The organism is Magnetovibrio blakemorei (assembly GCF_001746755.1).
GTDB lineage: Bacteria > Pseudomonadota > Alphaproteobacteria > Rhodospirillales > Magnetovibrionaceae > Magnetovibrio > Magnetovibrio blakemorei.
In genome coordinates, this window is the sequence record NZ_MCGG01000006.1 from 25,667 (window position 1) to 46,634 (window position 20,968).

General features: G+C 55.6%; 19 protein-coding genes. 11 read left to right on the forward strand and 8 right to left on the reverse strand.

The annotated features are described in order from the left end of the window. Positions 1–20: 20 nt before the first annotated feature. Together BEN30_RS01190 and BEN30_RS01195 are read left to right on the forward strand one after the other, a co-directional pair. Positions 21–1,256 carry an NnrS family protein gene (locus BEN30_RS01190; RefSeq protein ID WP_069956531.1) on the forward strand — a complete coding sequence of 412 codons (1,236 nt, stop codon included), beginning with the start codon at positions 21–23 and terminating at the stop codon, positions 1,254–1,256. Between the two features lie 19 nt (positions 1,257–1,275). Continuing rightward, a complete protein-coding gene (locus tag BEN30_RS01195) occupies positions 1,276–1,545 on the forward strand; it encodes a hypothetical protein (RefSeq protein WP_069956515.1) in 270 nt (89 codons plus the stop codon). Positions 1,546–1,605: 60 nt separating this feature from the next. Here BEN30_RS01195 and BEN30_RS01200 read toward each other — a convergent pair whose 3' ends face one another. Then, positions 1,606–1,971 carry a response regulator gene (locus tag BEN30_RS01200; protein WP_069956516.1) on the reverse strand — a complete coding sequence of 122 codons (366 nt, stop codon included), beginning with the start codon at positions 1,969–1,971 and terminating at the stop codon, positions 1,606–1,608. Positions 1,972–2,050: 79 nt separating this feature from the next. Here BEN30_RS01200 and BEN30_RS01205 point away from each other — a divergent pair, with 79 nt between their 5' ends. The 3 genes from BEN30_RS01205 to arfB all read left to right on the forward strand — a co-directional run bounded on the left by BEN30_RS01205 (position 2,051) and on the right by arfB (position 3,233). After that, complete coding sequence (locus BEN30_RS01205; protein ID WP_069956517.1) at positions 2,051–2,482, forward strand: hypothetical protein; 432 nt, start codon at positions 2,051–2,053, stop codon at positions 2,480–2,482. A gap of 67 nt (positions 2,483–2,549) precedes the next feature. Next, positions 2,550–2,774: a DUF3126 family protein gene (locus tag BEN30_RS01210; protein ID WP_069956518.1), complete on the forward strand. Its 225-nt coding sequence runs from the start codon at positions 2,550–2,552 to the stop codon at positions 2,772–2,774. Positions 2,775–2,807: 33 nt separating this feature from the next. Next, entirely contained in the window at positions 2,808–3,233 is a 426-nt protein-coding gene (gene arfB / locus BEN30_RS01215) for an alternative ribosome rescue aminoacyl-tRNA hydrolase ArfB (protein ID WP_069956519.1), read from the forward strand. Positions 3,234–3,280: 47 nt separating this feature from the next. On the opposite strand, the gene BEN30_RS01220 is transcribed toward arfB, so the two are convergent. Beyond that, positions 3,281–3,628 carry a DUF6489 family protein gene (locus BEN30_RS01220; RefSeq protein ID WP_069956520.1) on the reverse strand — a complete coding sequence of 116 codons (348 nt, stop codon included), beginning with the start codon at positions 3,626–3,628 and terminating at the stop codon, positions 3,281–3,283. Between the two features lie 210 nt (positions 3,629–3,838). On the opposite strand from BEN30_RS01220, the gene BEN30_RS01225 reads away from it, so the two are divergent. Beyond that, positions 3,839–4,648, forward strand: coding sequence for an EipB family protein (locus tag BEN30_RS01225; RefSeq protein WP_084004889.1), 810 nt, complete (start codon positions 3,839–3,841; stop codon positions 4,646–4,648). Positions 4,649–4,671: 23 nt separating this feature from the next. Here BEN30_RS01225 and BEN30_RS01230 read toward each other — a convergent pair whose 3' ends face one another. The 3 genes from BEN30_RS01230 to BEN30_RS01240 form a co-directional block, all read right to left on the reverse strand. Further along, on the reverse strand, positions 4,672–5,418 hold the full coding sequence (locus BEN30_RS01230) for a DsbA family protein (protein WP_170826923.1): 747 nt from the start codon (positions 5,416–5,418) through the stop codon (positions 4,672–4,674). A 72-nt stretch (positions 5,419–5,490) separates the two neighbouring features. Then, on the reverse strand, positions 5,491–6,207 hold the full coding sequence (locus BEN30_RS01235; protein ID WP_069956523.1) for a DUF3047 domain-containing protein: 717 nt from the start codon (positions 6,205–6,207) through the stop codon (positions 5,491–5,493). 35 nt (positions 6,208–6,242) lie between these two features. Beyond that, complete coding sequence (locus tag BEN30_RS01240; protein WP_170826924.1) at positions 6,243–7,640, reverse strand: M48 family metalloprotease; 1,398 nt, start codon at positions 7,638–7,640, stop codon at positions 6,243–6,245. Here BEN30_RS01240 and BEN30_RS01245 point away from each other — a divergent pair. Both BEN30_RS01245 and BEN30_RS01250 read left to right on the forward strand, forming a co-directional pair. Beyond that, positions 7,621–9,330, forward strand: coding sequence for a gamma-glutamyltransferase (locus tag BEN30_RS01245; protein ID WP_139134788.1), 1,710 nt, complete (start codon positions 7,621–7,623; stop codon positions 9,328–9,330). The genes BEN30_RS01240 and BEN30_RS01245 overlap by 20 nt on opposite strands. 23 nt (positions 9,331–9,353) lie before the next feature. Next, positions 9,354–10,508, forward strand: a complete 1,155-nt coding sequence (locus BEN30_RS01250; RefSeq protein ID WP_069956526.1) for a pyridoxal phosphate-dependent aminotransferase — start codon at positions 9,354–9,356, stop codon at positions 10,506–10,508. A 68-nt stretch (positions 10,509–10,576) separates the two neighbouring features. On the opposite strand, the gene BEN30_RS01255 is transcribed toward BEN30_RS01250, so the two are convergent. Continuing rightward, positions 10,577–13,264: an Rne/Rng family ribonuclease gene (locus tag BEN30_RS01255; protein WP_069956527.1), complete on the reverse strand. Its 2,688-nt coding sequence runs from the start codon at positions 13,262–13,264 to the stop codon at positions 10,577–10,579. 524 nt (positions 13,265–13,788) lie between these two features. Between BEN30_RS01255 and BEN30_RS01260 the strand changes: the two genes are divergently transcribed. The 3 genes from BEN30_RS01260 to BEN30_RS01270 all read left to right on the forward strand — a co-directional run bounded on the left by BEN30_RS01260 (position 13,789) and on the right by BEN30_RS01270 (position 18,803). Beyond that, positions 13,789–15,156, forward strand: a complete 1,368-nt coding sequence (locus BEN30_RS01260; RefSeq protein WP_139134789.1) for an N-acetylmuramoyl-L-alanine amidase — start codon at positions 13,789–13,791, stop codon at positions 15,154–15,156. 137 nt (positions 15,157–15,293) lie between these two features. Then, entirely contained in the window at positions 15,294–17,810 is a 2,517-nt protein-coding gene (locus tag BEN30_RS01265; RefSeq protein WP_139134790.1) for a penicillin-binding protein 1A, read from the forward strand. A gap of 357 nt (positions 17,811–18,167) precedes the next feature. Beyond that, positions 18,168–18,803, forward strand: a complete 636-nt coding sequence (locus BEN30_RS01270; RefSeq protein ID WP_069956528.1) for a response regulator — start codon at positions 18,168–18,170, stop codon at positions 18,801–18,803. A 26-nt stretch (positions 18,804–18,829) separates the two neighbouring features. Here BEN30_RS01270 and BEN30_RS01275 read toward each other — a convergent pair whose 3' ends face one another. Both BEN30_RS01275 and BEN30_RS01280 read right to left on the reverse strand, forming a co-directional pair. Next, complete coding sequence (locus BEN30_RS01275) at positions 18,830–19,666, reverse strand: ATP-binding protein (protein WP_069956529.1); 837 nt, start codon at positions 19,664–19,666, stop codon at positions 18,830–18,832. Between the two features lie 175 nt (positions 19,667–19,841). Next, positions 19,842–20,885 carry an IS5 family transposase gene (locus BEN30_RS01280; protein ID WP_069956534.1) on the reverse strand — a complete coding sequence of 348 codons (1,044 nt, stop codon included), beginning with the start codon at positions 20,883–20,885 and terminating at the stop codon, positions 19,842–19,844. Positions 20,886–20,968: the final 83 nt, after the last annotated feature.

Here is a 20,968-nt window from a genome sequence, read left to right on the forward strand (position 1 = left end):
TGGAAACAGGAGCCACTCACATGAGCATTTCACCGTCAATCCGCATTGAAGATCCCACCGCTCAAAAGCCAGAAGTCCCTTCCGGGTTTGCCTTGTTTAATTACGGCTTTCGCCCGTTTTTTTTCTTGGCCGGGCTGTTTGCGGTGGTGAGCGTTTTGGTGTGGGTTGGGCTTTATGCGGGCCATGTTGAATTGAATTTGGTTGCGTCGCCGGCTTTGTGGCATGGCCATGAAATGGTGTTTGGCTACACCACCGCCGCGATTGCCGGATTTTTTCTCACAGTGGTACCCAATTGGACCAAGGTGAAGGCGCGCAAGGGAAACATTTTGATTGTGCTGAGCGCGTTGTGGCTGTTGGGTCGGGTGGCATTTTGGGCGCAGGGCTATATCCCTTATGCGCTGGTGTTTGTCGCAGATATGTTATTTTTGCTCACGTTCACCGCTCAGGTTATTTCGCCCCTGATTGATCCCCAACATCGTCGCCAATTTATGTTCGTGCCTATCCTTGTTGCGATGATTGCGGCCAATGCCATGACCCATTTGGGCATACTGGGTTTTGAGGCCTTTGGTTTGGATTGGGGTACCCACGGCATTACTTTGGGCTTGGACACCGTCATCGTGCTGATCGTCATTATGGGGGGGCGGGTCACGCCAAGTTTTACGTCCAGCTATTTGGGCCACGGCAATCCGGCCATTAAAGTTCACCAACGTCCCAAATTGGATCGCTTCGTTTTGGGGGCGACGTGGGCGTTGCTGGTGGTCGATCAGGTGATGCCCGCCAGTCCCGTTGCGGGCGTGGTGGCGTTGGTGGCGGCGGTATTGCATGGTGCGCGCCTGTCGGGCTGGCAAGGGTTGCGCACACTGTCCAATCCGATTTTATGGGTGTTGCACTTAGGCTATTTGTGGCTGGTGGTGGGCTTGGTATTGCGCGGGCTCAGCGATTTTGGTCTGGTCGTGGCGGTGGATGCCGTACATGCGCTGACCATCGGTGCCATCGGTACCATTACGTTGGGGGTGATGACGCGCGCCGCGTTGGGCCATACGGGGCGCGCTGTGAAAGCGGCTCCATCCATTGTGGGGGCGTACGTGCTGGTCTCTGTCGCGGCGCTCAGTCGTTTGGCGGTGATCGTCTGGCCTGACCTTACGGCGGTCTTGGTGATGGTTTCCGGGGCCGCGTGGAGCGCCGCGTTCATCATTTTTGTCGGTGTCTATCTGCCGATCCTTTTGCGCCCCCGTATTGACGGGCGACCGGGTTAGCGGCGAAGATTGATGCACGATGAGCTTTTTACCCAACGACAGGCCACAAACGTGGTTCGATGAATTTCTGAGCGAAGTGGCGAGCGACCATCGTCAACTGTTGGCGTGCCGTGAAGCACGTCAAGGGCGCAGCGATTGGTCGTTCGAACACGCCGTCAAGCGCACCCAGAGCTTTTATGACGAGCGTTTTAACGGCTATCATAAAGTCGGCTCAATTACGGGCGCGCAATTGGATAGATTGCTGGTGCTGGTTGAGGCTTTGGGGCGCGATGATTTCCCGGAAGTCTGAAGCGCACTTTCTGCTGGCGCCCAGGGCAATTTTGCCCGCTCCGACATGTTCAATCTGTTTTTAAGCGGGCAATAGGGTTTTGACCGTGTTGAGAAAGACTTCAATATCAACCGGCTTGGAGATGTAGGCGTTGCAGCCCAGGCTGTACATGTCATCACGCAAGTCCGAAGTGCCCATGGCCGACAAGGCAATCACAGGGGTTTTTGCCGTTTGTGTCATTTTGCGCAAAGATTTTAAGACAACGGTGCCGTCCATGATGGGCATTTTGATGTCGAGGATGATCAGGTCTGGGTTTGCCGCTTGTGCTTGCTTAAGCCCTTCTTGACCGTCATGAGCCTCCAAGGCTTTATGTCCGCCATGTTTGATATACACCGACAACAGGGCGCAAATATCAAGATCGTCATCGATGATAAGGATAGTGCTCATGGTTGGCTCGTATATTTGTTAAAAAGTCTGTATATCGTATCCGTAATTTTAGACCAAATGATCCAAAGGAAAAGTAAATATGGCCTCATTGAACGCCAACACCACAGGGCTGGGCGCTTTGTTGCGCGGGGAAATGAGCTTAAAACGTGCATTTTGGCTGTGGGGGGGCGTCGGGTGCGTCGGTCAGCTGGTGGCGATTTCAACTGTTATGTTGGCCCTGTCCGATGCCGTTGACGACTTTGTCGGGTGGGCGATTCTCGCCTGGATTGGGTTTCTTTATTTTTATTTCATCGTTGTGCTGGTGGGCATTTGGCGGGTTTCCGGGCGGATTTTGGCCAGCCATAAACAGGCCGAACTTCAGGGCGAACAACAGGGCGAACATCTGGTGGATAGCGCCCCGCGTGAGCAAAAGTCAGCTGCCCGTGCCGCACGCGTGATGGTTCTTCTGGGCGCTTTGACGATGGTGGCGGTAACCGTTCAAGTCTTGTTTATAGGCGGATCGCCTCATTAATTATGACGTCGGACGTGCGGCTGTGCTAAAAGTTGTGACCCTAATTTAAAGAGTTGATGAGAACCCTATGAGAACCACAGAAATTGCCCGCGTGCAGGCCTACCTGCGCCAAGCCTTCAGCAACAACCGCATCACCGTGCCGCCCGTCATGAAAGCGGATGCGCCGATTGAGGTTTATATCGGTGATGAATTTATCGGCGTTTTGCACCGTGACGAAGATGAGGGCGAAGTGTCGTACTCCTTGGTCATGACCATTTTGGATATGGACCTGCCGCCGCTGCCTGAACTTTAGGGCGAAGTGGCCGTCGGGCCGTGAGTGATTCGCATGATCCGCGTCACCAACACCATTGTTCTGTCTGACGACGAAATTGAAGAGCGCTTCGTGCGCGCTCCCGGTCCGGGCGGTCAAAACGTCAACAAGCTCGAAACGGCGGTTCAGCTGCGCTTTGATGCGGCGCGCTCTGATGCGATCAGTGCCGGTGTTTTTGTCCGCCTCAAAGGTTTGGCGGGGCGGCGTATGACCCAGGACGGTGTGGTGGTGATCGCGGCCAGACGCTTTCGCACCCGGGAACGCAATCGTGCCGATGCCTTGGAACGGTTGGTGGCGCTCATTCGTGAAGCGGCTACGCCGCCTCGGCCTCGCCATGCAACGCGTCCAACGCTGGCATCTAAACATCGCCGCCTTGAAGGCAAGCAAAAGCGCGCAAGCGTGAAAAAGGCGCGTGGCCGGGTTCGCGATATCGATGCCTGAGCGCGGAGAACTGAGCGCGGAGAACTGAGCATGGAGAACTGGGCGCGTCAGTCCTTGGTTTTTTTGGATTTCGTTTTTTGCCCTGTCGCCATGTTGGTGGCAGCCGTCATGTTGTCGCTGGCAGCGGCCATGGAATCCCAAAACATTTTTTGAAATTGATCCAGCCCCGGCATGGCGTTTGGCATTGCGCTAGCCATTGCACCGGGCACAGAACCCGTCATCGCGTTGGGGAGCCACATTTTCATCAGGCTTTCCATGTCCATGGACGACATTCCGGCTTCCATGCGCTTTTGCATTTCGGCCATCATCGCTTCTTGAAGTGGCTTCACGTCAGGCAGACCAAAAAAAGCACGGGCTTCTTCGGGGGGGCATTCAACGTTGATGGTGACCTTCATGGCGTTCTCCTTGCGGTATCAGGGCGGTTGTCAGGGCCGTTGTTCGGGCCCGTATCAGCAAACGTCTCCGTAGGGTATTAAAGTAGGCGCGTGCACGGAAATACGCAATCAACGGATTTGCGAGGGATGTTTTTTGCTGGTCGTTAACCTTGTCATTTAGGGTGTCCCCGGCGTAAGCTACAAAATCCCAAACAGTTAGGCCCTTGTCTGATGGCTCTCTTTTCTAAAGTTGTTTTTGTGTCTTTCGCCGTAACTCTGTTCGTGTGTGGATTGGGGGGCATCGCCACCGCTGCGGACATGGTGTCTTACCGTGCCGTGTATGACATTCGTTTGGATTCGGCAAAAAACGGTGCCAACATTTCAGGTGTTACCGGGCAACTGGCTTATGGGACGAAAGACACCTGTACGTCTTGGTTGGTTAACCAATCGGGCACCATGTATTTTGAAACATCATCCGGCGACGTTATTCCGCAACCCCTTGGATTTTCTTCTTGGGAGTCCAGCGACGGTACGCAATTTCGCTTCACCAGTTTAGGCGAAGGCGGCGACAACGCAATCTTGGGCGGGGCGAAAAAAGGAAAAGACGGCGGGGCAGGCGAAGCGCAGTTTTCAAAACCCGAAGCGGCAACGTTTCCCCTTCCCGCAGGCACCTTGTTCCCCGCCGAACACACGGCGTTTATCCTGCAACAAGCCTTGGCGGGAAAGACTCAGTTTGAAAATACGGTGTTCGAAGGCGTTGAAGTCGAAGGCGCAAAGTTGTTGGTGACGTTCGTCAACCCGCTTTCTGAACGTGCCCGTAAATTGGCGGCAGGGTTTAAAATTGAGGCCATGACCAATCCCGGATGGAACTTTCGTTTGGCGTATTTTGATCCCGCCAGCCGCACCGGAGAGCCCATCTTAGAGATTGAGGCCGATTACCTGGATAATGGTATTCCGGTGCGCTGGATCGTGGATTATGGCGATTTTATCGTAGAGATGAGCATGTCGAAAATCGAGATACTCCCCAAGCCGGGTTGTTGACCAAGCAAATTTTTTGAAGAGCTCTATTTTTTGCGGGCAGCCGCGACCAATTGTTTCATGACATCAAGACCAATCGCGCCGGGCACGATGGTTTCCCCAACGATAAACGCAGGCGTTCCGGTCACATCCAGTGTCTGAGCCTGATTGTGCGTGGCGGCGAAGGTTTTTCCGATTTCGGGATCGTCCATTTGTCCGCTCAACGCGGCCACATCAACACCAGATGCTTTTGCCAGTTCCAGAACCTTGTCCATGCCAAGTGCGCCTTTGTTGCGCATCATGGCCGCGTGAAAAGCCTTGTACTTGTCGGGCTGGTGCAGCCAAACCGCCATCGCCGCGCGCGATGCGTTGACGCTATCCTCACCGAGGATGGGGAATTCTTTGAGCACAACGCGAATATGACCGTCTTCTTTGATCAAAGTTTGCACATCGTCAAAGACCTTTTTGCAAAAGCCGCACCGGTAATCGAAGAATTCGACCATCGTGACGTCGCCTTGCGCATTGCCCATAACCGGGTCCGAGGGGTTGGAGGTCAATTCCGTCGCCATCGCGGCCATTGCCGCGCGTTGGTGTTCAGCACCGGCGACTTCGTTCCGGCGCTTCAATTCGTTGATCGCCTCGACAATGACTTCGGGGTTCTTCAACAGGTATTCACGCACCACTTGCTGCACTTCGGTTTTCTGCGCAGCGCTCAACGTGTCTGCGTGAACGGCTGCATTCGGCCAGCTGAACATCAAAGCGGCGACAGCAATAAAGATCTTTGTGGACGACATGATAACTCCCGGTTTTGGTTTTGCCCCGTTATGAGGCTGGTGTTGAAACATTGGTATAGACGGATTGTGGCGTCAACGTGTCAATGAAATTCCTGATATTCGACCACGTACGACGGTCTGGGTCGGTGCGGCGGCAAGACCGACAAAGGTGATGCGCACATGTCGGAAGTCGTCCAAGGGCCATGCCTTGGCGTAAAGATCGGACAGATCAACGGTCTCAAACCACCACTTGCGGGTATTTTCCCGACCACCGCGGAGTGTGTAGACGGGAACTTCGAGTGGTCGATCCGGGGGCGGTAAGCTTAAGGCGCCGCGTTTGAGCGCAGTGTCGCCCCACACCAAGGCCAAGGCGCGGTCATGGGGGGGGATGTTGTTTCCTTGTCCCCCCGTTTGAGTGTCTGCAGGGGCACCGCCATAAAAACCAACCACCAAGCGGACCGGGTGAATGCCGGCACCGTGATTGCTGAGATTCCACGACCAACTGAGAAACGGCGTCGCCAGCATCATGGCGTTCACTTGGCGCACCGCGATCACGCGGTGTGGGCCGCTTTTGATTTCCAAGGCCTGGACACCATCTTGGGTGACCGTGGTGATGGACGGGATGGCGTCATCTTCGCCACCGGATATGATCCAATCGGCGGGCGGGGCATCTAAATTGAACCTTTGCCCCGGCGCCATGATGGTCAAATGACCTTCCGGACCGGGCTGACTGGGAACGACGGTTCTCGGTGTTTGGGCGCAGGCGGTAAGGCTCAAGGCAAGCCCGCATAAGGCGGCTAAATTGCGCATGATTGGAAGTTCCACGATTTTCACAGGGCCTTACTTTACTTTACTTTTTTGCGTGCTTGGGCGGTTTTGATGGCCTCAAGAATATCTTGGGCGTGAAGATGGGCGGGTGAGCCGACCTTTAACAGGGACACAGCGCGTCCGGCATGAAATTCGGCGCTGGAAAGCTGTCCAGTACGCAATTCCGATTCCGCCAACGCCATTGAACTCATGGCGACGTCGCCTTTGCGTCCATAGGCGATGCCCAATTGCTGCCACGAAAAGGCATTGCCCGCACCTTGGCGGTGGGCGATGGTGTAGTGCTCAATGGATTTGTCCAGCATCTCATCGGAGCCGATTTCCAATTCGACGCGCGCCAACTCCATCAAGATGAGCGGCTCTTTGGGGGCAAGTTCGTAGGACTGGGTATAAGCTTCAAAGGCTTCGCGCGCACGTGCATGCTCAAATAGCATTTGGCCTTTGAGCTCCCATAAATATGGATTTGTCGGCTTTTCTTTGATCAGCTCGTCCAACAGCGGCAAGGCGCTTTTGATGTCTGGCTTGCGATAGTATGCGATCACCCGGGCATACCGTGCCGGGAAGCTTTGGTCCGATTCTGGGTACGTGCGCATGGTGGAGATGAATGGATTGATGAACGCGTACAGCTTCGCCACCATAATGGCATGGGCCATGACGTCTTCGCTCGATGGGGGGGTGTCGGAATACGGAGAGGTCTTGATGAAGGCCCGCAAAGTGTCGACGCGTTCGCGGCTCAAAGGGTGGGTTTGTGCATACGGATCTTGAAGGCGCGAGCTGAGAACTTCTTGATCGCCCAACTGGCTGAGAAACCCTTCCAAGCCCTTAGCGGATCGATGGGTGGCATCCAACAGACGCATGGCGGCTTGGTCGGCGGCCGATTCCTGGGTCTGGGAATATTTCAAAAATACCCGCTGGCCCGCGCTTTGACTGCCCAAAATAACCGCCTGACCGACGTCTGAGCGGCCACTGCCAATCGCTGCTGCAGCTCCAAGCAAGGTGCCGAGCAATTGCACCATGGAGGCATCTTCAACGGCTGAGCGGGTGCGGCTCAGATGGCCGCCTTCAATGTGTCCGGTTTCGTGGGCGATCACGCCGATCAGGGCATTGGGGTCTTTGCTCTCGAGCAACAATCCGGTGTGGATAAAGATATTTTGACCGCCCGCCACAAAGGCGTTGAGGGTGCTGTCTTGAATCAGGCGAATTTGCACGTCTTCGGGATTCAAGCCCGCCTCGACGAACAGTGGTGCAGAGAACGCGTGGATGATACCTTCAATTTCAGCATCGCGAATAATGCTCCGTCCCCCTTGCGCAAAGGCGGGCGCATTGGGCATCATACTGATCAAAATCGTGACCAAACCCAGCCGTGCCGTTCGGCGGATCTGAATAGAGGATATCGAAGTGAGCAACCGCTTCAGCATTGATAAAGCCATTTATAAAGTTACGCAGGGTGCGTGTGTTGTGCAGACTAAGGCCCCCAAGCAGAACCGTCAATTGACCGCGCGTGCTGTCTTGATCGCGACGACGCTGGCGGTGTCGGCCTGTGGCACCAGTGAGCCCGCCCTGCCGAAAGGCTCAATTGGCTTTATAGGGGGTTTTTTGGGCGGAGTTGTGGCAGATGAGCCACGGGCTGCCTTAATTGGTCGCGATGTGCTGTCGAGTGGCGGCACGGCGGCGGATGCGGTGTCGGCGATGTATTTCACCATGGCTGTGACTTTGCCATCGCGGGCTGGTTTGGGTGGCGGCGGTATGTGCGTGGCTTTTGATCAAAAATCCGGCAAGACGGAAGTTCTCGATTTTGTGTCCGATGCGCCGACGTCCATTTCTCCAACAGCCGATCGGCCTAGCGCCATTCCCGGCAATCCCCGTGGTTTTTTTGCCCTGCAAGCCCGTTATGGTAAGCTGTTGTGGCGTCAAGTGATTGCTCCGGCTGAACAATTGGCGCGCTTTGGCCATCCGGCATCACGCGCCTTTGCGCAGGATTTGGCGGATATCGGCCCTGCCATACTGGGTGATCCGGGGGCGCGGACCGTGTTCGCGGCGAAGTCGGGCATCGATGTGGCGCGCGAAGGCGACAGCCTTGTGCAGCTGGAGTTGGCCTCAACTCTTGGGTTGCTGCGCGCACGCGGTGTAGGACCGTTTTACACGGGACCTTTTGCCTCCAATTTCGTTGAAGGCGTTCAGAAAGCCGGGGGCTCGTTGACGGTTGAGGAACTGCGCCGTTTCACCCCTCAATGGCGCGATTCGGTACGGGTTGAGGTGGACAATTCCGTTGCTCATTTTGCGCCGCCGCCCGCCAGTGCCTCAACCCAGACCGCGGTGATGTTGGCGATGATCAACGAAAACGGTCGATTTGAAGACGTGGATGAAGGCGAGCGCGCGCATTTGATGGCCGAAACGGGGCTGTTGGCCTTTGCGGACCGGGAAACGTGGATGAACGCTCAAGGTCAGGGGCCAAAGGATGCCAGCGGCTTGGTTGATGCCAATCGCATTGAAACGCTTGCCCAGGGCTTAGGCGTACAAACCAAAAGCGACCCCATGAAATTTGCCCCGCGCCCGCAAAACCGTCATGAAAGCCCAAACACGACCACATTTATGGCCGCTGATCCCGGCGGCAACGCGGTGGCGTGCGCGGTGAGCATGAACGCCAGCTTTGGCACCGGGCGAATTGTTGCGGGTTCGGGTGTTTTGCTGGCCGCGGCACCCGGCATAGGAGGACGGGGGCCGATTGGTTTGGCCCCGATGCTGATGGTAAACGAAAATTCCAAAGAATTTCGCATCGCCGCCGGAGCCAATGGCGGCGTGGCTGCTCCTTCGGCGTTGGTCAATGTTCTGGCCCGCATCACGCGGATGGATCAATCGGCGAAAGACGCCGTCGGTGCGCCCAGGGTGCATCATGGCGGTGATCCGGATGTCACGTATTATGAACCGGGCTTGAGTGCTGAGGCGCTTGCGCACCTCTCGCAAAGTGGTCACCGCACCGCCGCGACGCCGGTTTTGGGGACTGTGAATGTGCTGTATTGCCCAGGTGGCCTTCCCACCAAACCGGCGACGTGCCAGATGGTCGCAGACCCGCGTGGCTTGGGGCTGGCTGCTGGTTCAATGCAGTAGCTGCAGCGGAACGGGAACAAGCCATGACGCTCAAAGTCTCCAAACGTGGTGCTATTTCGCCCTTTATTGTGATGGACGTGATGCGCGCCGCCAATGCACGCCAAGTCGCCGGGCATGATGTGTTGCATATGGAGGTGGGCCAACCGTCCACATCCGCCCCCGCCCAAGTTCTCGCCCGTGCGCGGGAAGCCTTGGACCAAGAGCTGTTGGGTTACACCGATGCGTTTGGTGTGCCGGCTCTGAAAACGCGCATTGTGGCGCATTACCAAAAGGCTTATGGGGTGAGCTTGGACCCGGCCCGCATTGCGGTGACCACCGGCTCGTCGGGTGGTTTTCTTTTGGCGTTTTTGTCGGCATTCGATGCGGGTGATCGGGTGGCGCTGGTGAGCCCCGGTTATCCGGCGTACCGCAACATATTGACGGCGTTGGATATCGAGGTGGTGGACATTCTCACCGGGCCGGAAACGGACTACCAGCCGACACCTGCCCTGTTGGATCAAATCGAAGGTCGGTTGGATGGCCTGATTATCGCCTCGCCATCTAACCCCACCGGAACCATGATTGATCGCGACGGTTTGGCTGCTTTGGCAGTGTACTGCCGCGCGCGCGGTGTGCGGGTGGTGTCGGATGAAATTTATCACGGCATTACCTTTGAAGAACCCGCGCACACCTTTGGCGAATTTGAAACAGAGTGTTTTATCGTCAACAGTTTTTCAAAATACTACTCCATGACCGGGTGGCGGTTGGGATGGTTGGTGTTTCCCGAAAGTTTGTCCAGATCTGTCGAATGTCTGGCGCAGAACCTGTTCATTTCTGCGCCGACTTTGTCACAAATTGCCGCCGTCGCCGCGTTTGATTGTCAAGACGAACTGGACGCCAATGTCGTGCGCTACAAAGCCAACCGCGATGTGTTGCTGGCAGAGCTGCCCAAAGCGGGTTTTGATCGCTTAAGCCATGCCCAAGGGGCTTTTTATGTATATGCCGACGTTGCGCATTTAACCGATGACAGCCAGGTTTTTTGTCAGAAAATTCTGGCTGAAACCGGCGTTGCGGTGACGCCCGGCGTAGACTTTGATCCCCAGCGTGGTCATTCAGCCATTCGCTTTTCCTTCGCCGGGTCGACCGCCGACATGATCGAAGCGGCCCGGCGCTTGAAGGTCTTTCACCAATCTGTTTAGGATTGAGCACAAACAAAAAGGCGCGGACCGAAGTCCGCGCCTTTTTTTATGGATAGACGGCGTTTCGCTTAGCCGCCGAGATTCCACCAGCCCTTACGCTTTGGCTTTTCAGGGGTTTCACCCACGATCACCGTATTGATGGCCGGGTGTGAAGCCGGGGCCGCTTCAGGAGCCGGGGTCGGCTCAGGGGCAGCCAGTGCCGGGGTCGGCTCAGGGGCAGCGAGTGCCGGGATCGGTTCAGGAGCAGCGAGTGCCGGAGCGGCTTTTGGCGTCGGCGCAGCTTGAGCTTCCTTAGAGGCTTTTACAGCGACTTCAGCATCGTCCGGCTTTTTGCGGGCCCGGCTGCGGCGCGGTTTCGGCTTCACGTCATCTGCGCTTTCTTCAGTCGTTTCAGCACTGGCGGCGACGGCGACATCTGCGTCTTCACCGTCAGTTGCTTCCACCTTGCGGCGCGGGCGGCGACGACGTTTGGGCTTTTCGTCGTCATCGGCTTGTGACGTTGTGGCCTCTGTGGCTTCTGCTGAATCGGCAGCGTCTGCGTCCAAACCGTCTGTAGTGGCTTCAGCGCTGGCGTCGCTTTCGATGGGCTTGCGGCGACGGCGCGAACGACGGCGCTTGGGCTTTTCAACGCCATCTGCACTTTCTTCAATCCCTTCGCCCAGATTGGCCTCGCCCAGATTGGCTTCGCCATCTGCGGACACGGCTTCAGTCACAACGGCTTCTTCGCCATCCGTGTTTTCGGCTGGAGCTTCTTCACCAACGGCTTCGGCGTTGGCTTCAACGACCCCATCAATGGATTTCCGACGACGACGACCACCCCGGCGGGACCGACGGCGACGCTTGCTTTTGCCGTCTTCGCCAACTTCGCCCTGGGTATTTGTTGCGGTGGGGGCCGCACTTTTTTCTGCGGCTTCGACGATCTCTTCTTCTTCATCGTCGAGATCCGCATCCCCTGCATCCGCGGCGTCATAAGGCAATTCCATGCCCTCGTCGTCACGTTTGCGGCCACGGCGGCGACGGCGGCGTTTGCGGCTGGCTTCGTCGGCGGGGTCAGGTCGGGTATTGGCGACCATTTCGGAAATGGTTTCGCCTTCGACGTTTTTCGTGCGTTCCAAACGCAAGTCGGGCGGGATCAGGGAATCGTCATTGGTCAGCAAGACTTGCATGCCATGCTTGGCTTCCAACTCGTTCAGCCCGTCGCGTTTGTGGTTCAAGATGTACAAGGCCACCGAGGTCGGCACGTGTACGGTCAGCTCTGCGGCGCGACGGTTTCCACCTTCTTCATCAATGGCGCGCAGCACCACCAAGGCGGTGCTTTCGGTGGAGCGGCGAATGCCGGTGCCACCGCAGTGGGGGCAGGGTTCCGACGACGTTTCAATCAGGCTGGGGCGCAAACGTTGACGCGACATTTCCAGCAAACCAAAGGGGCTGATGCGGCCCACCTGGATGCGGGCGCGGTCATGTTTGAGCGCTTCTTTCATGCGCCGTTCAACTTGGCTGTTGTTGCGGTTCACATCCATATCGATGAAATCGATCACCACCAAGCCAGCCAAATCGCGCAAGCGCAGCTGACGGGCCACTTCGTCGGCGGCTTCCAAGTTGGTCTTAACAGCTGTTTCTTCGATGTTGCGTTCTTTGGTCGAGCGACCCGAGTTGACGTCGATGGACACCAACGCTTCGGTCGGGTTGATCACCAAATAACCGCCTGAGGGCAGGTGCACGATCGGGTTGTGGATGGCGTCGAGTTGGTTTTCGACCCCAGCACTGCGAAACAGCGGAATGCCGGTTTCTTTATACTGTTTGACCTTGCGCGCGTGGCTGGGGATCAACAGTTTCATGAATTCTTTGGCGGCCTTATAGGCTTCATCGCCTTCGACCTGGATTTCTTCGATGTCGCGCGAATACAAATCGCGGATCGAACGGCGCACGATGTCGCCTTCTTCATGGACAACGGACGGGGCGGTGGATTTTAAGGTCAAATCCCGCACGTTGGTCCACAAACGAACCAAGTATTCGAAATCGCGTTTGATTTCGGCTTTGGTCCGTCCGATCCCGGCGGTGCGGAGAATAACCGCCATGCCGTGGGGAACTTCAAGACTTCCCAAAATTTCTTTCAGCGCTTTGCGGTCAACGGAATTGGTGATTTTACGTGAAATGCCGCCACCGCGCGCGGTGTTGGGCATCAGCACACAATAGCGTCCCGCCAGCGACATATAGGTGGTCAGTGCCGCACCCTTGTTGCCGCGTTCTTCTTTGACGACCTGAATCAGCAAAACCTGACGGCGCTTGATCACTTCTTGAATTTTGTATTGGCGGACGTTGGGGCTGCGGCGTTGATGCGTTTCTTCGACTTCATCGCGTTCGTCGCCACCGACCGTTTCAACCGTTTCACCGTTTTCGCCTTCACTGTGGCTGTCGGGGTGATGGGCATCTGCCGCCGCGTCCGATTCAGACGCATCGTGTTCGTCGATGTCGTGAGGGACGTCGTCGTGTACTTCCCGATCTGAGACGGGGATTTGATAATAGTCGGGGTGAATTTCGCTAAAGGCCAGGAAACCGTGACGGTTTCCACCGTAATCGACAAAAGCCGCTTGGAGCGATGGCTCCACACGAACGACTTTGGCCAAGTAGATGTTGCCTTTTAACTGCTTGCGAGAAGAGACTTCGACATCGAAATTTTCAAGCTGGTTGCCGTCTACGATTGCAACCCGGGTCTCTTCCGGGTGGGTCGCATCGATTAGCATGCGTATGGTCATTGAAATTGAAACTCCAGTGGCGCCTAAAATCGCACGGACCTAAGTCGGTGCGATGCTGAGGGGCACTATTTTGATTGCTGCCAGGCGCGCATGCAAACACGCCAACCGTTTCAGAAACGGTCGGGGGATGTGTCAATGCGGCTTGCGCGCTGCTGGCAAGCATAGGGTTGAAACCTTCACTCAATCGCAAGCGCGGTCTGCGGGGTATTCCTGAAACCAGGGGTTCTCAGACAAAATGCCTCAAGACCCTCTGGCGGAACCTCATGGCGGCGCAAAAGTGTAGACTATCGCCGCCTTCCGCTTTCCGCGCTGGCGGAAAACTCTCTAAAACCTCATATCAACAGGTAAGCTACCCATATAATATTGGTCCCGGTTAAGATAACGGTAGGAAATTGATTAGACAATCATCTAATTGATTTATCTTTTTGCCTTAGAATATCCATTCAGATGTATTTTTGGCACAGATTTAAGACGAGCGCAGTCGCGCTGAGACTGCGGGCTCAACACAGGAACCGGTTGCGTTGATGACACTTCTTGCACCAAAAAACGGCTTAAAACGGCGCTTTTTGCCCTGGCTGACGTCAGGTGTGGCGTCGACGTTGGTGCTGTTCGCGGTGGGGCTGGGGGCGACATTTGGATCCGTTTCGGTGGCCGAAGGGGCGTCGGCACAAAACCAAATTCAACGCGAAGCGGAAATTTCTGACGTGCGAATTGGTCAACATGGCCAGCGCACCCGCGTTGTTTTGGATGTGGATCGGGAATTAAAGTTCGAAATATTCACTTTGCCGGACCCGTATCGGGTGGTGGTGAATCTGCCCGAAGTGCTGTGGAAACTGGATGATGCGGCGGTGCCGGAAAACAAGGGACTTTTGAGCCGCATGCGCTATGGGCTCTTCGCGCCGGGCACGTCGCGTATGGTTTTGGACGTGAAAGGCCCCGTAAACGTGGCCAACAGCTTCATGCTGAAACCTGTTAATGGGGGGCGCTGGCGGTTTGTTATGGATTTGGCTCCGACTTCGGAGACCGAATTTCTCGAAGCCCTGGCCCAGCAGCGCGCCAAAGCCCGCCAAAGCCTTGACGAATTGGTTGCCAAAGTCACCCCCGACAGCCCACCCGTGCTGGCGACGCCGACACTGTCTAAAGATCAGCGCGCAACCTCTGTCGCCGTTATCGCGCCGCGCAGACCCAGTGTTTCCGGCAAGCGCATCATCGCCATTGACGCGGGCCACGGCGGCGTTGACCCCGGAACCATCGGTGTGGGCAAAACCTATGAAAAGAATGTCACCTTGGCGATGGCGCGCGATTTGCGCACCGCGTTGGAAGCCACCGGACGTTACAAGGTCGTGCTGACGCGTGACCGGGATATTTTCTTGCGTTTGCGAGACCGTGTTCAGGTGGCGCGCGATGCCAATGCGGATCTGTTTATTTCGATCCATGCGGATTCCGTGCCCAATCGCAAAACCCGCGGCTTGTCGATATACACGTTATCGGAACGCGCCTCGGATAAAGAAGCCGCGAAGCTGGCGGCCAAGGAAAACAAATCCGATTTGATCGCCGGTATTGATTTGTCTTCGGAAAGCAAAGACGTCACCAACATCTTGTTGGACTTGGCGCAGCGCGAAACCATGAATCAATCCGCGCGTCTGGCGCAAGAACTGGTAGGGGAACTGCGCCGCCAAGTGATGCTGTTGCCCAATTCACACCGATTTGCAGGATTTGCGGTGTTGAAAGCGCCCGATATGCCCTCGGTCTTGGTTGAGGCTGGCTTTTTGTCCAATCGTCAAGATGAGCGCAATCTGCTCAACAGTGGCTATCGTCAAAGTATGGCGGGTGCCATGGTGAAAGGTATCGATCAGCACTTCATTGGCACCGAAGAAGCGCGGATACACTGATTTTCCCCCACTTAAGGCTTTCACCTTTCTTCCAAACCCGTCATGGTCGTCACACGAGGACCATATTTTTTGCGTATTGATGAGAGTTTGCAGATTGACGAATATAGATCCACTCGTTTTTTTATAAGTCTGAGACGATGAAGAGCTTTATTAAAATCCTCCTGGTATTGTTCGGTTTGGTCCTGTTCGGCGGTTTTGCTGCGGCCGGGGCGGGCGTGTATGTGTTTTGGCATTTCGGTAAAGGTCTGCCCGATTACGCGCAACTGGCGCACTACGAACCTCCTGTGATGACGCGTGTGCATGCTGGCGATGGTCGGTTGTTGGCCGAATACGCCACGGAAAAGCGTGTGTTTGTGCCCATTCGCGCCATGCCTCTGCGCATCATTCATGCGGTTTTGGCGGCGGAAGATAAGCACTTTTATACCCACCCAGGTATCGATCTCATCGGTCTGACGCGTGCGGTGTTGACCAATATAAAGAACTACGGTTCGGGACGGCGCCCGGTGGGGGCATCGACCATCACCCAACAGGTGGCCAAGAACTTTCTGCTCACCAACGAAGTTTCGTATAAACGTAAAATCAAAGAAGCCATTTTGGCCTTTCGCATCGAACGCGCGTTTACCAAGGACCGTATTTTAGAGCTGTATTTGAACGAGGTTTATCTCGGCTCGGGCTCCTATGGGATTGCGGCGGCGGCGTTGAATTATTTCAACAAGTCGCTCAACGAGCTGACAATCGCCGAATCCGCCTATTTGGCTGCGTTGCTGAAAGCGCCTAGCAATTATCACCCGGTGCGTAAAAAAGTCGCTGCCTTGGAACGTCGCGATTGGGTCATCGGACGCATGGCGGAAGACGGCTACATCACAACGACTGAGGCACGGATGGCCCAGGCCGACGATCTGGTGGTGGAAAACCGCGCTGATGCCGAATTCGTTACCGCCAACTATTTTGCCGAAGAAGTGCGCCGCGATCTGTATGACCGTTATGGCGAACAGATGCTCTACGCCGGCGGCTTAAGCGTTCATGCAACGCTGGACCCGCAATTGCAGGGTATCGCGGAACGGACCCTGCGCGAAGGCCTGATCGATTACGACCGCCGCCACGGCTGGCGCGGGCCAATTGCGCATTTCGACACAACAGAGCCCCTTTCTTATGCCCAACAGCTGGACGCCCTAACGCCGCCTAAGGGATTGGGGACCTGGAGGCTTGCCGTTGTCACCGCCCTTGACGAGCAAAGCGCCACCATCCTCGTGCAAAGTCTTCCAGAGGACCAAAGTCGCCCTGAGGGCGCGAGCGCGCCTGCGGCTCCTCTGCAAGCCACGATCCCCATGCGGGAAATGAAGTGGGCGCGCAAATGGCTGAAGGGTGAGTACCTTGACGCCGTGGTGCACAAGCCCGCTGACGTATTGGCCATTGGTGACGTGGTTGGCGTTGAATTGGTGCTCAGCTACGTTCAGGCCAAAAGCAAAGGCAAAGACGAACAAACCATCGAATATCCGGCAGAGACGTATGGACTGCGTCAAATCCCTGAAATTCAAGGTTCGATTGTTGCGCTCGACCCGCATTCAGGGCGCGTTTTGGCGATGTCGGGCGGGTATGATTATAATGCCAGCGAGTTTAATCGCGCCACCCAGGCCAAGCGCCAACCGGGGTCTGCGTTTAAACCGTTTGTGTATTTGGCAGCCCTTGATTCCGGCTTTACGCCATCGACGCTTATCTTGGATGCGCCGTTTGTGATTGACCAGGGCCCCGGTCTGCCCAAATGGCGGCCTGCAAACTATACCAACAAATTCTATGGTCCTTCGACCATGCGCCTGGGCATTGAAAAATCGCGCAACTTGATGACGGTGCGTTTGGCGCAAAGTGTCGGCATGGAAAAAATTTCTGAATACGCCGCACGCTTCGGTATCATTAAGGACTTGCCCGAACAGTTATCCATGGCGCTGGGGGCGGGGGAAACCACGTTGCTGGATCTGACGGCGGCTTATGCCATGTTGGTGAACGGCGGCAAGCAAATCCGCCCGACCTTCATCGATCGCATTCAAGACCGCAATGGTCACACGGTGTATCGACACGACAAGCGCCCCTGCGTTCAATGCGAGGCCGTGGCCTGGACCGGGCAAGAGGTGCCAAACGTGCCCGATCAACGTGAACAATTGACCGATCCCACCAGTGCCTATCAAATTGTTTCCATGCTTGAAGGGGTCGTGCAGCGCGGTACCGGCACGCGGGTCAAGGCCGTGGGCAAGCCCTTGGGCGGTAAAACCGGCACCACCAACGATTCTCGGGATGCTTGGTTTATCGGCTTTTCTCCTGATTTGACGGTGGGTGTCTTTACAGGTTTTGACGAGCCTAGATCGTTAGGCCCACGCGAACAAGGCGCCTCGGTCGCATCGCCGATTTTTCGCGATTTCATGAAAGAGGCTCTTGAAGGCCACCCTCCGGTGCCGTTCCGTATCCCACCCGGTATCCACTTGGTGCGCGTTAATGCCGTTACGGGTCTGCCAGCCCACAGCGGTGATCGGGATGTTATCTTGGAAGCTTTCAAACCCGGCACCGTGCCCACCAGCAATTCCCTGGTTTTGGAGGGAGATGGCGACAGTGAAGAAGGCGATGGCGCGATGCCAGCAGCGGGAACGGGCGGTTTGTACTGAGCGGAACCGTTGCGGAACGGACACGGGACATTCGGGTCATTTTACCAAAAAAGACGCCGGCGAGGGAAACCCTCTCCGGCGTAAGATAGTGACCCCTAACTCTCCAAATTGGAGAGCGCATGGATGCGCGAATGGGATACGCATCACATGAACACACATCTACATTCTACTTATCGGACAAATGTGGTACATTCCACGGAAAGATGAAGGGGGTAATCTGTTTGAGTTATTCCTGCCCGTCTTATTTTTGTGTTTCAAACAAGGTTCTTTTTAGAAACGGTCAATTTAGATAGTGAACGATTTTGCGGTGATGGATAAACCTCACACCTGCGGTGCAAATCATTTAGAGGAACAGGCATGAAAATTCTTTTGGTCGATGATCATAAGTTGGTGCGCGCAGGGCTTGTGTTGGTGCTGAAGCAGATGCAAGACGGTATTGAACTGTTAGAAGCGGGTTCGGGACGCGAGGCCATTGAACTGGCCCTGGCGACCCCTGACCTCGATCTGGTTCTGATGGATTTGGATCTGCCGGAAGGCAGCGGATTGGATGCGCTGACGGCCATTCATGCGAAGAATAAGGACATGGCAGTGGTGATTTTGTCCGCCATGGAAGATCAAGCCATGGTCTCGCGCGCCATGGCGTTGGGTGCCCGGGGCTTTATCCCCAAGTCGGCCAGCGGTGAAGTGATGATCAACTCCCTGCGCTTGGTGCTATCGGGCGGGATTTGCCTGCCGCCGGGGTATGGAGACGGCGCGCGTGGGGATCGGGCAGAGTTGCCCAATTTGACCCAACGTCAACTCGAAGTCTTGCGTTTGATGGCGCAAGGCAGTTCGAATAAAGAAATTGCCCGTGATTTGGGGATCTCTGAAAATACCGTTCGGGTTCATATTTCAGCCATCATCAGCGCGCTCGATGCCACCAATCGGACCGAAGCGGCCTATTCCGCCATGCGCTTGGGGTTGATTCCTCGGGTCATGATGAGCATGGCTTAATTCCAGCCCCAGCCCCAGCCCAGCCTTCACGGATAGGACTTGGGCTCGGTTGACAGGGTTTGGCGCACCATGGCCATCAATTTTTCGGGTTGAACCGGCTTGTGAAGGATCGGCAGACCGCTTCGTTTGGCTTCCCTCAACCGCTCAGGTGCGGTGTCGCCGGTGATGATGAAGGCGGGAATGGGGGTGGCGAGGGTTTTGCGGATCATTTCAATGGCATCGCGCCCCGTCAGTTCGGCATCCAAACGATAATCGGCGATGATCAGATCGGGTATTTTGGCAGCGCCAATGAAAGCACCGCGAAGGGTGTTGGTCTGGGCCGTGTGAAAGGTCTGGGTGGTGTAGCCCGCACTTTCCAAAAGAGATTTCAATCCCAGCAGAACCTGTTCGTCATCTTCAATAATAACGATGTGTTCATTGCCGCGATTGAGCGTGATGGGCTGAAGGGTTTCACGAGTTTCAAGCTCCTTGGCAGAGCGGGGAACCTCAATCCAAAACATGGATCCATGGCCCAGCTTTGAATCGCAACCCATTGTGCAGTTCAGCAAATTGGACATGCGCCGGACAATGGAAAGCCCCAGACCTAAGCCTTGAGAGCGCTGACGTGCTTCGTTGTTGACTTGATAAAAGTCTTGAAAAATCAAATCGCGTTTTTCGCGGGCGATGCCGAGACCGGTGTCATACACTTCGATGCGAAGTTTATCGTCACGGTGACGACAGCCGATCAGGACCTTTCCGCGATCGGTGTACTTGATGGCGTTATCAACCAGATTGCGGATAATGGTTTCCAAGAGGGAAGGGTCGCTATGCACCCAGGTGGTGCAGTTGACCGCGCGCAGTTCTAAGTCGTTGGCCCAAGCCACCGCCGTCAGTTCGCTTTTGATCCGGGGGCACCTCGAATAATGCCCTGTTGAGCCAAAGTTAGGCCATTTTAGGCCTGCCGGGAAGATGTTTGACGATAATTCCCAGGGTTTTCACTACCTCGCGGGGCAATTGTTCTGTGACCCTTCCGCCTCAGGCGGGGTCACCCCTGAATCCTTAAGGAGATGCGGTCGCCAGACGCTCCAACTGAACCAAACGGCGCATGTTGTAGCTCAGGTTTTTGAGGCCTATCCGCGCCTTAGCGCGAACCAGTCCAATGCTGCGCACCAGCGTTCCGCCCATATCGTTGCTTTGTGCGCCAAAGATGTGTTCCACGCGCACCCGAACTTTTGAGCGGGTATTGTTACCTTGCTCCTCCCGCTTGGTCAGTGGCTTATTGCGGCGGCCCTTGCGATGGATACGGCTCGTCAGACCCTTACCCGCCAGCATATCTTCAATTTTTGCCGAGCGATAAGCGCTGTCTGCCCATACGTCGGACGCGGTGTTGTTCGCGTCGAGAATGACCTCAACGACTTGGCTGTCATGCACCGAAGCATCCGTCACATGGTAACGACGCACCAGCTTGTACCGACGGTCCACATTGATGTGGTTCTTGTACCCATAATGGCTTTTGCCATGTTTTTTGGTCCACCGCGCCTCCACATCTTTCTGGCAGCGTTTGGCGGGTTTGCTGGCCCAATCTTCTGGTATCTCTCCAGCTTTGATCGTTGTATTTTCATCCCGGCTGTTGTGCTGGGTCGGAACGGAGACGATGGAGGCGTCAATGATTTGACCGCCCATCGCCAGATAGCCATGGTTCTTCAAATAGTCATCAAAGTCTGCGAACAAGGTCTCGATCACGCCGACCTCGGCAAGTTGATCTCGGTACAGCCACACCGTCTTGGCGTCAGGGACCTTGCCCTCAAGACCTAAGCCTAAAAACCGCATGAACGAGAGACGGTCGCGGATTTGGTATTCGACCTGATCGTCGGACAAATTGTAAAGCGAACACAGCACGATTGCCTTAAACATCATCACCGCATCCAAGGGTTTGCGACCTGCAGATGATTTGCGGGCCTCGGGTGGCTTGCGCCATGCAGCTTCAAGGCGTGGACGGAAATTCTCCCACGGAACCACGGCGTCGATTTTGACAAGGGGGTCGTTCTTGGCATCCAATCCAGCATACCGATTAGCAATGTCAAAAAATCCCAGTTGGCTCATGCTCATCATCCTTAACCCCGAAAATCACGCTGAAAAGATTCTAACAGACCTTGTCAGATGAGGGGGTATTTATAGAGGTGCCC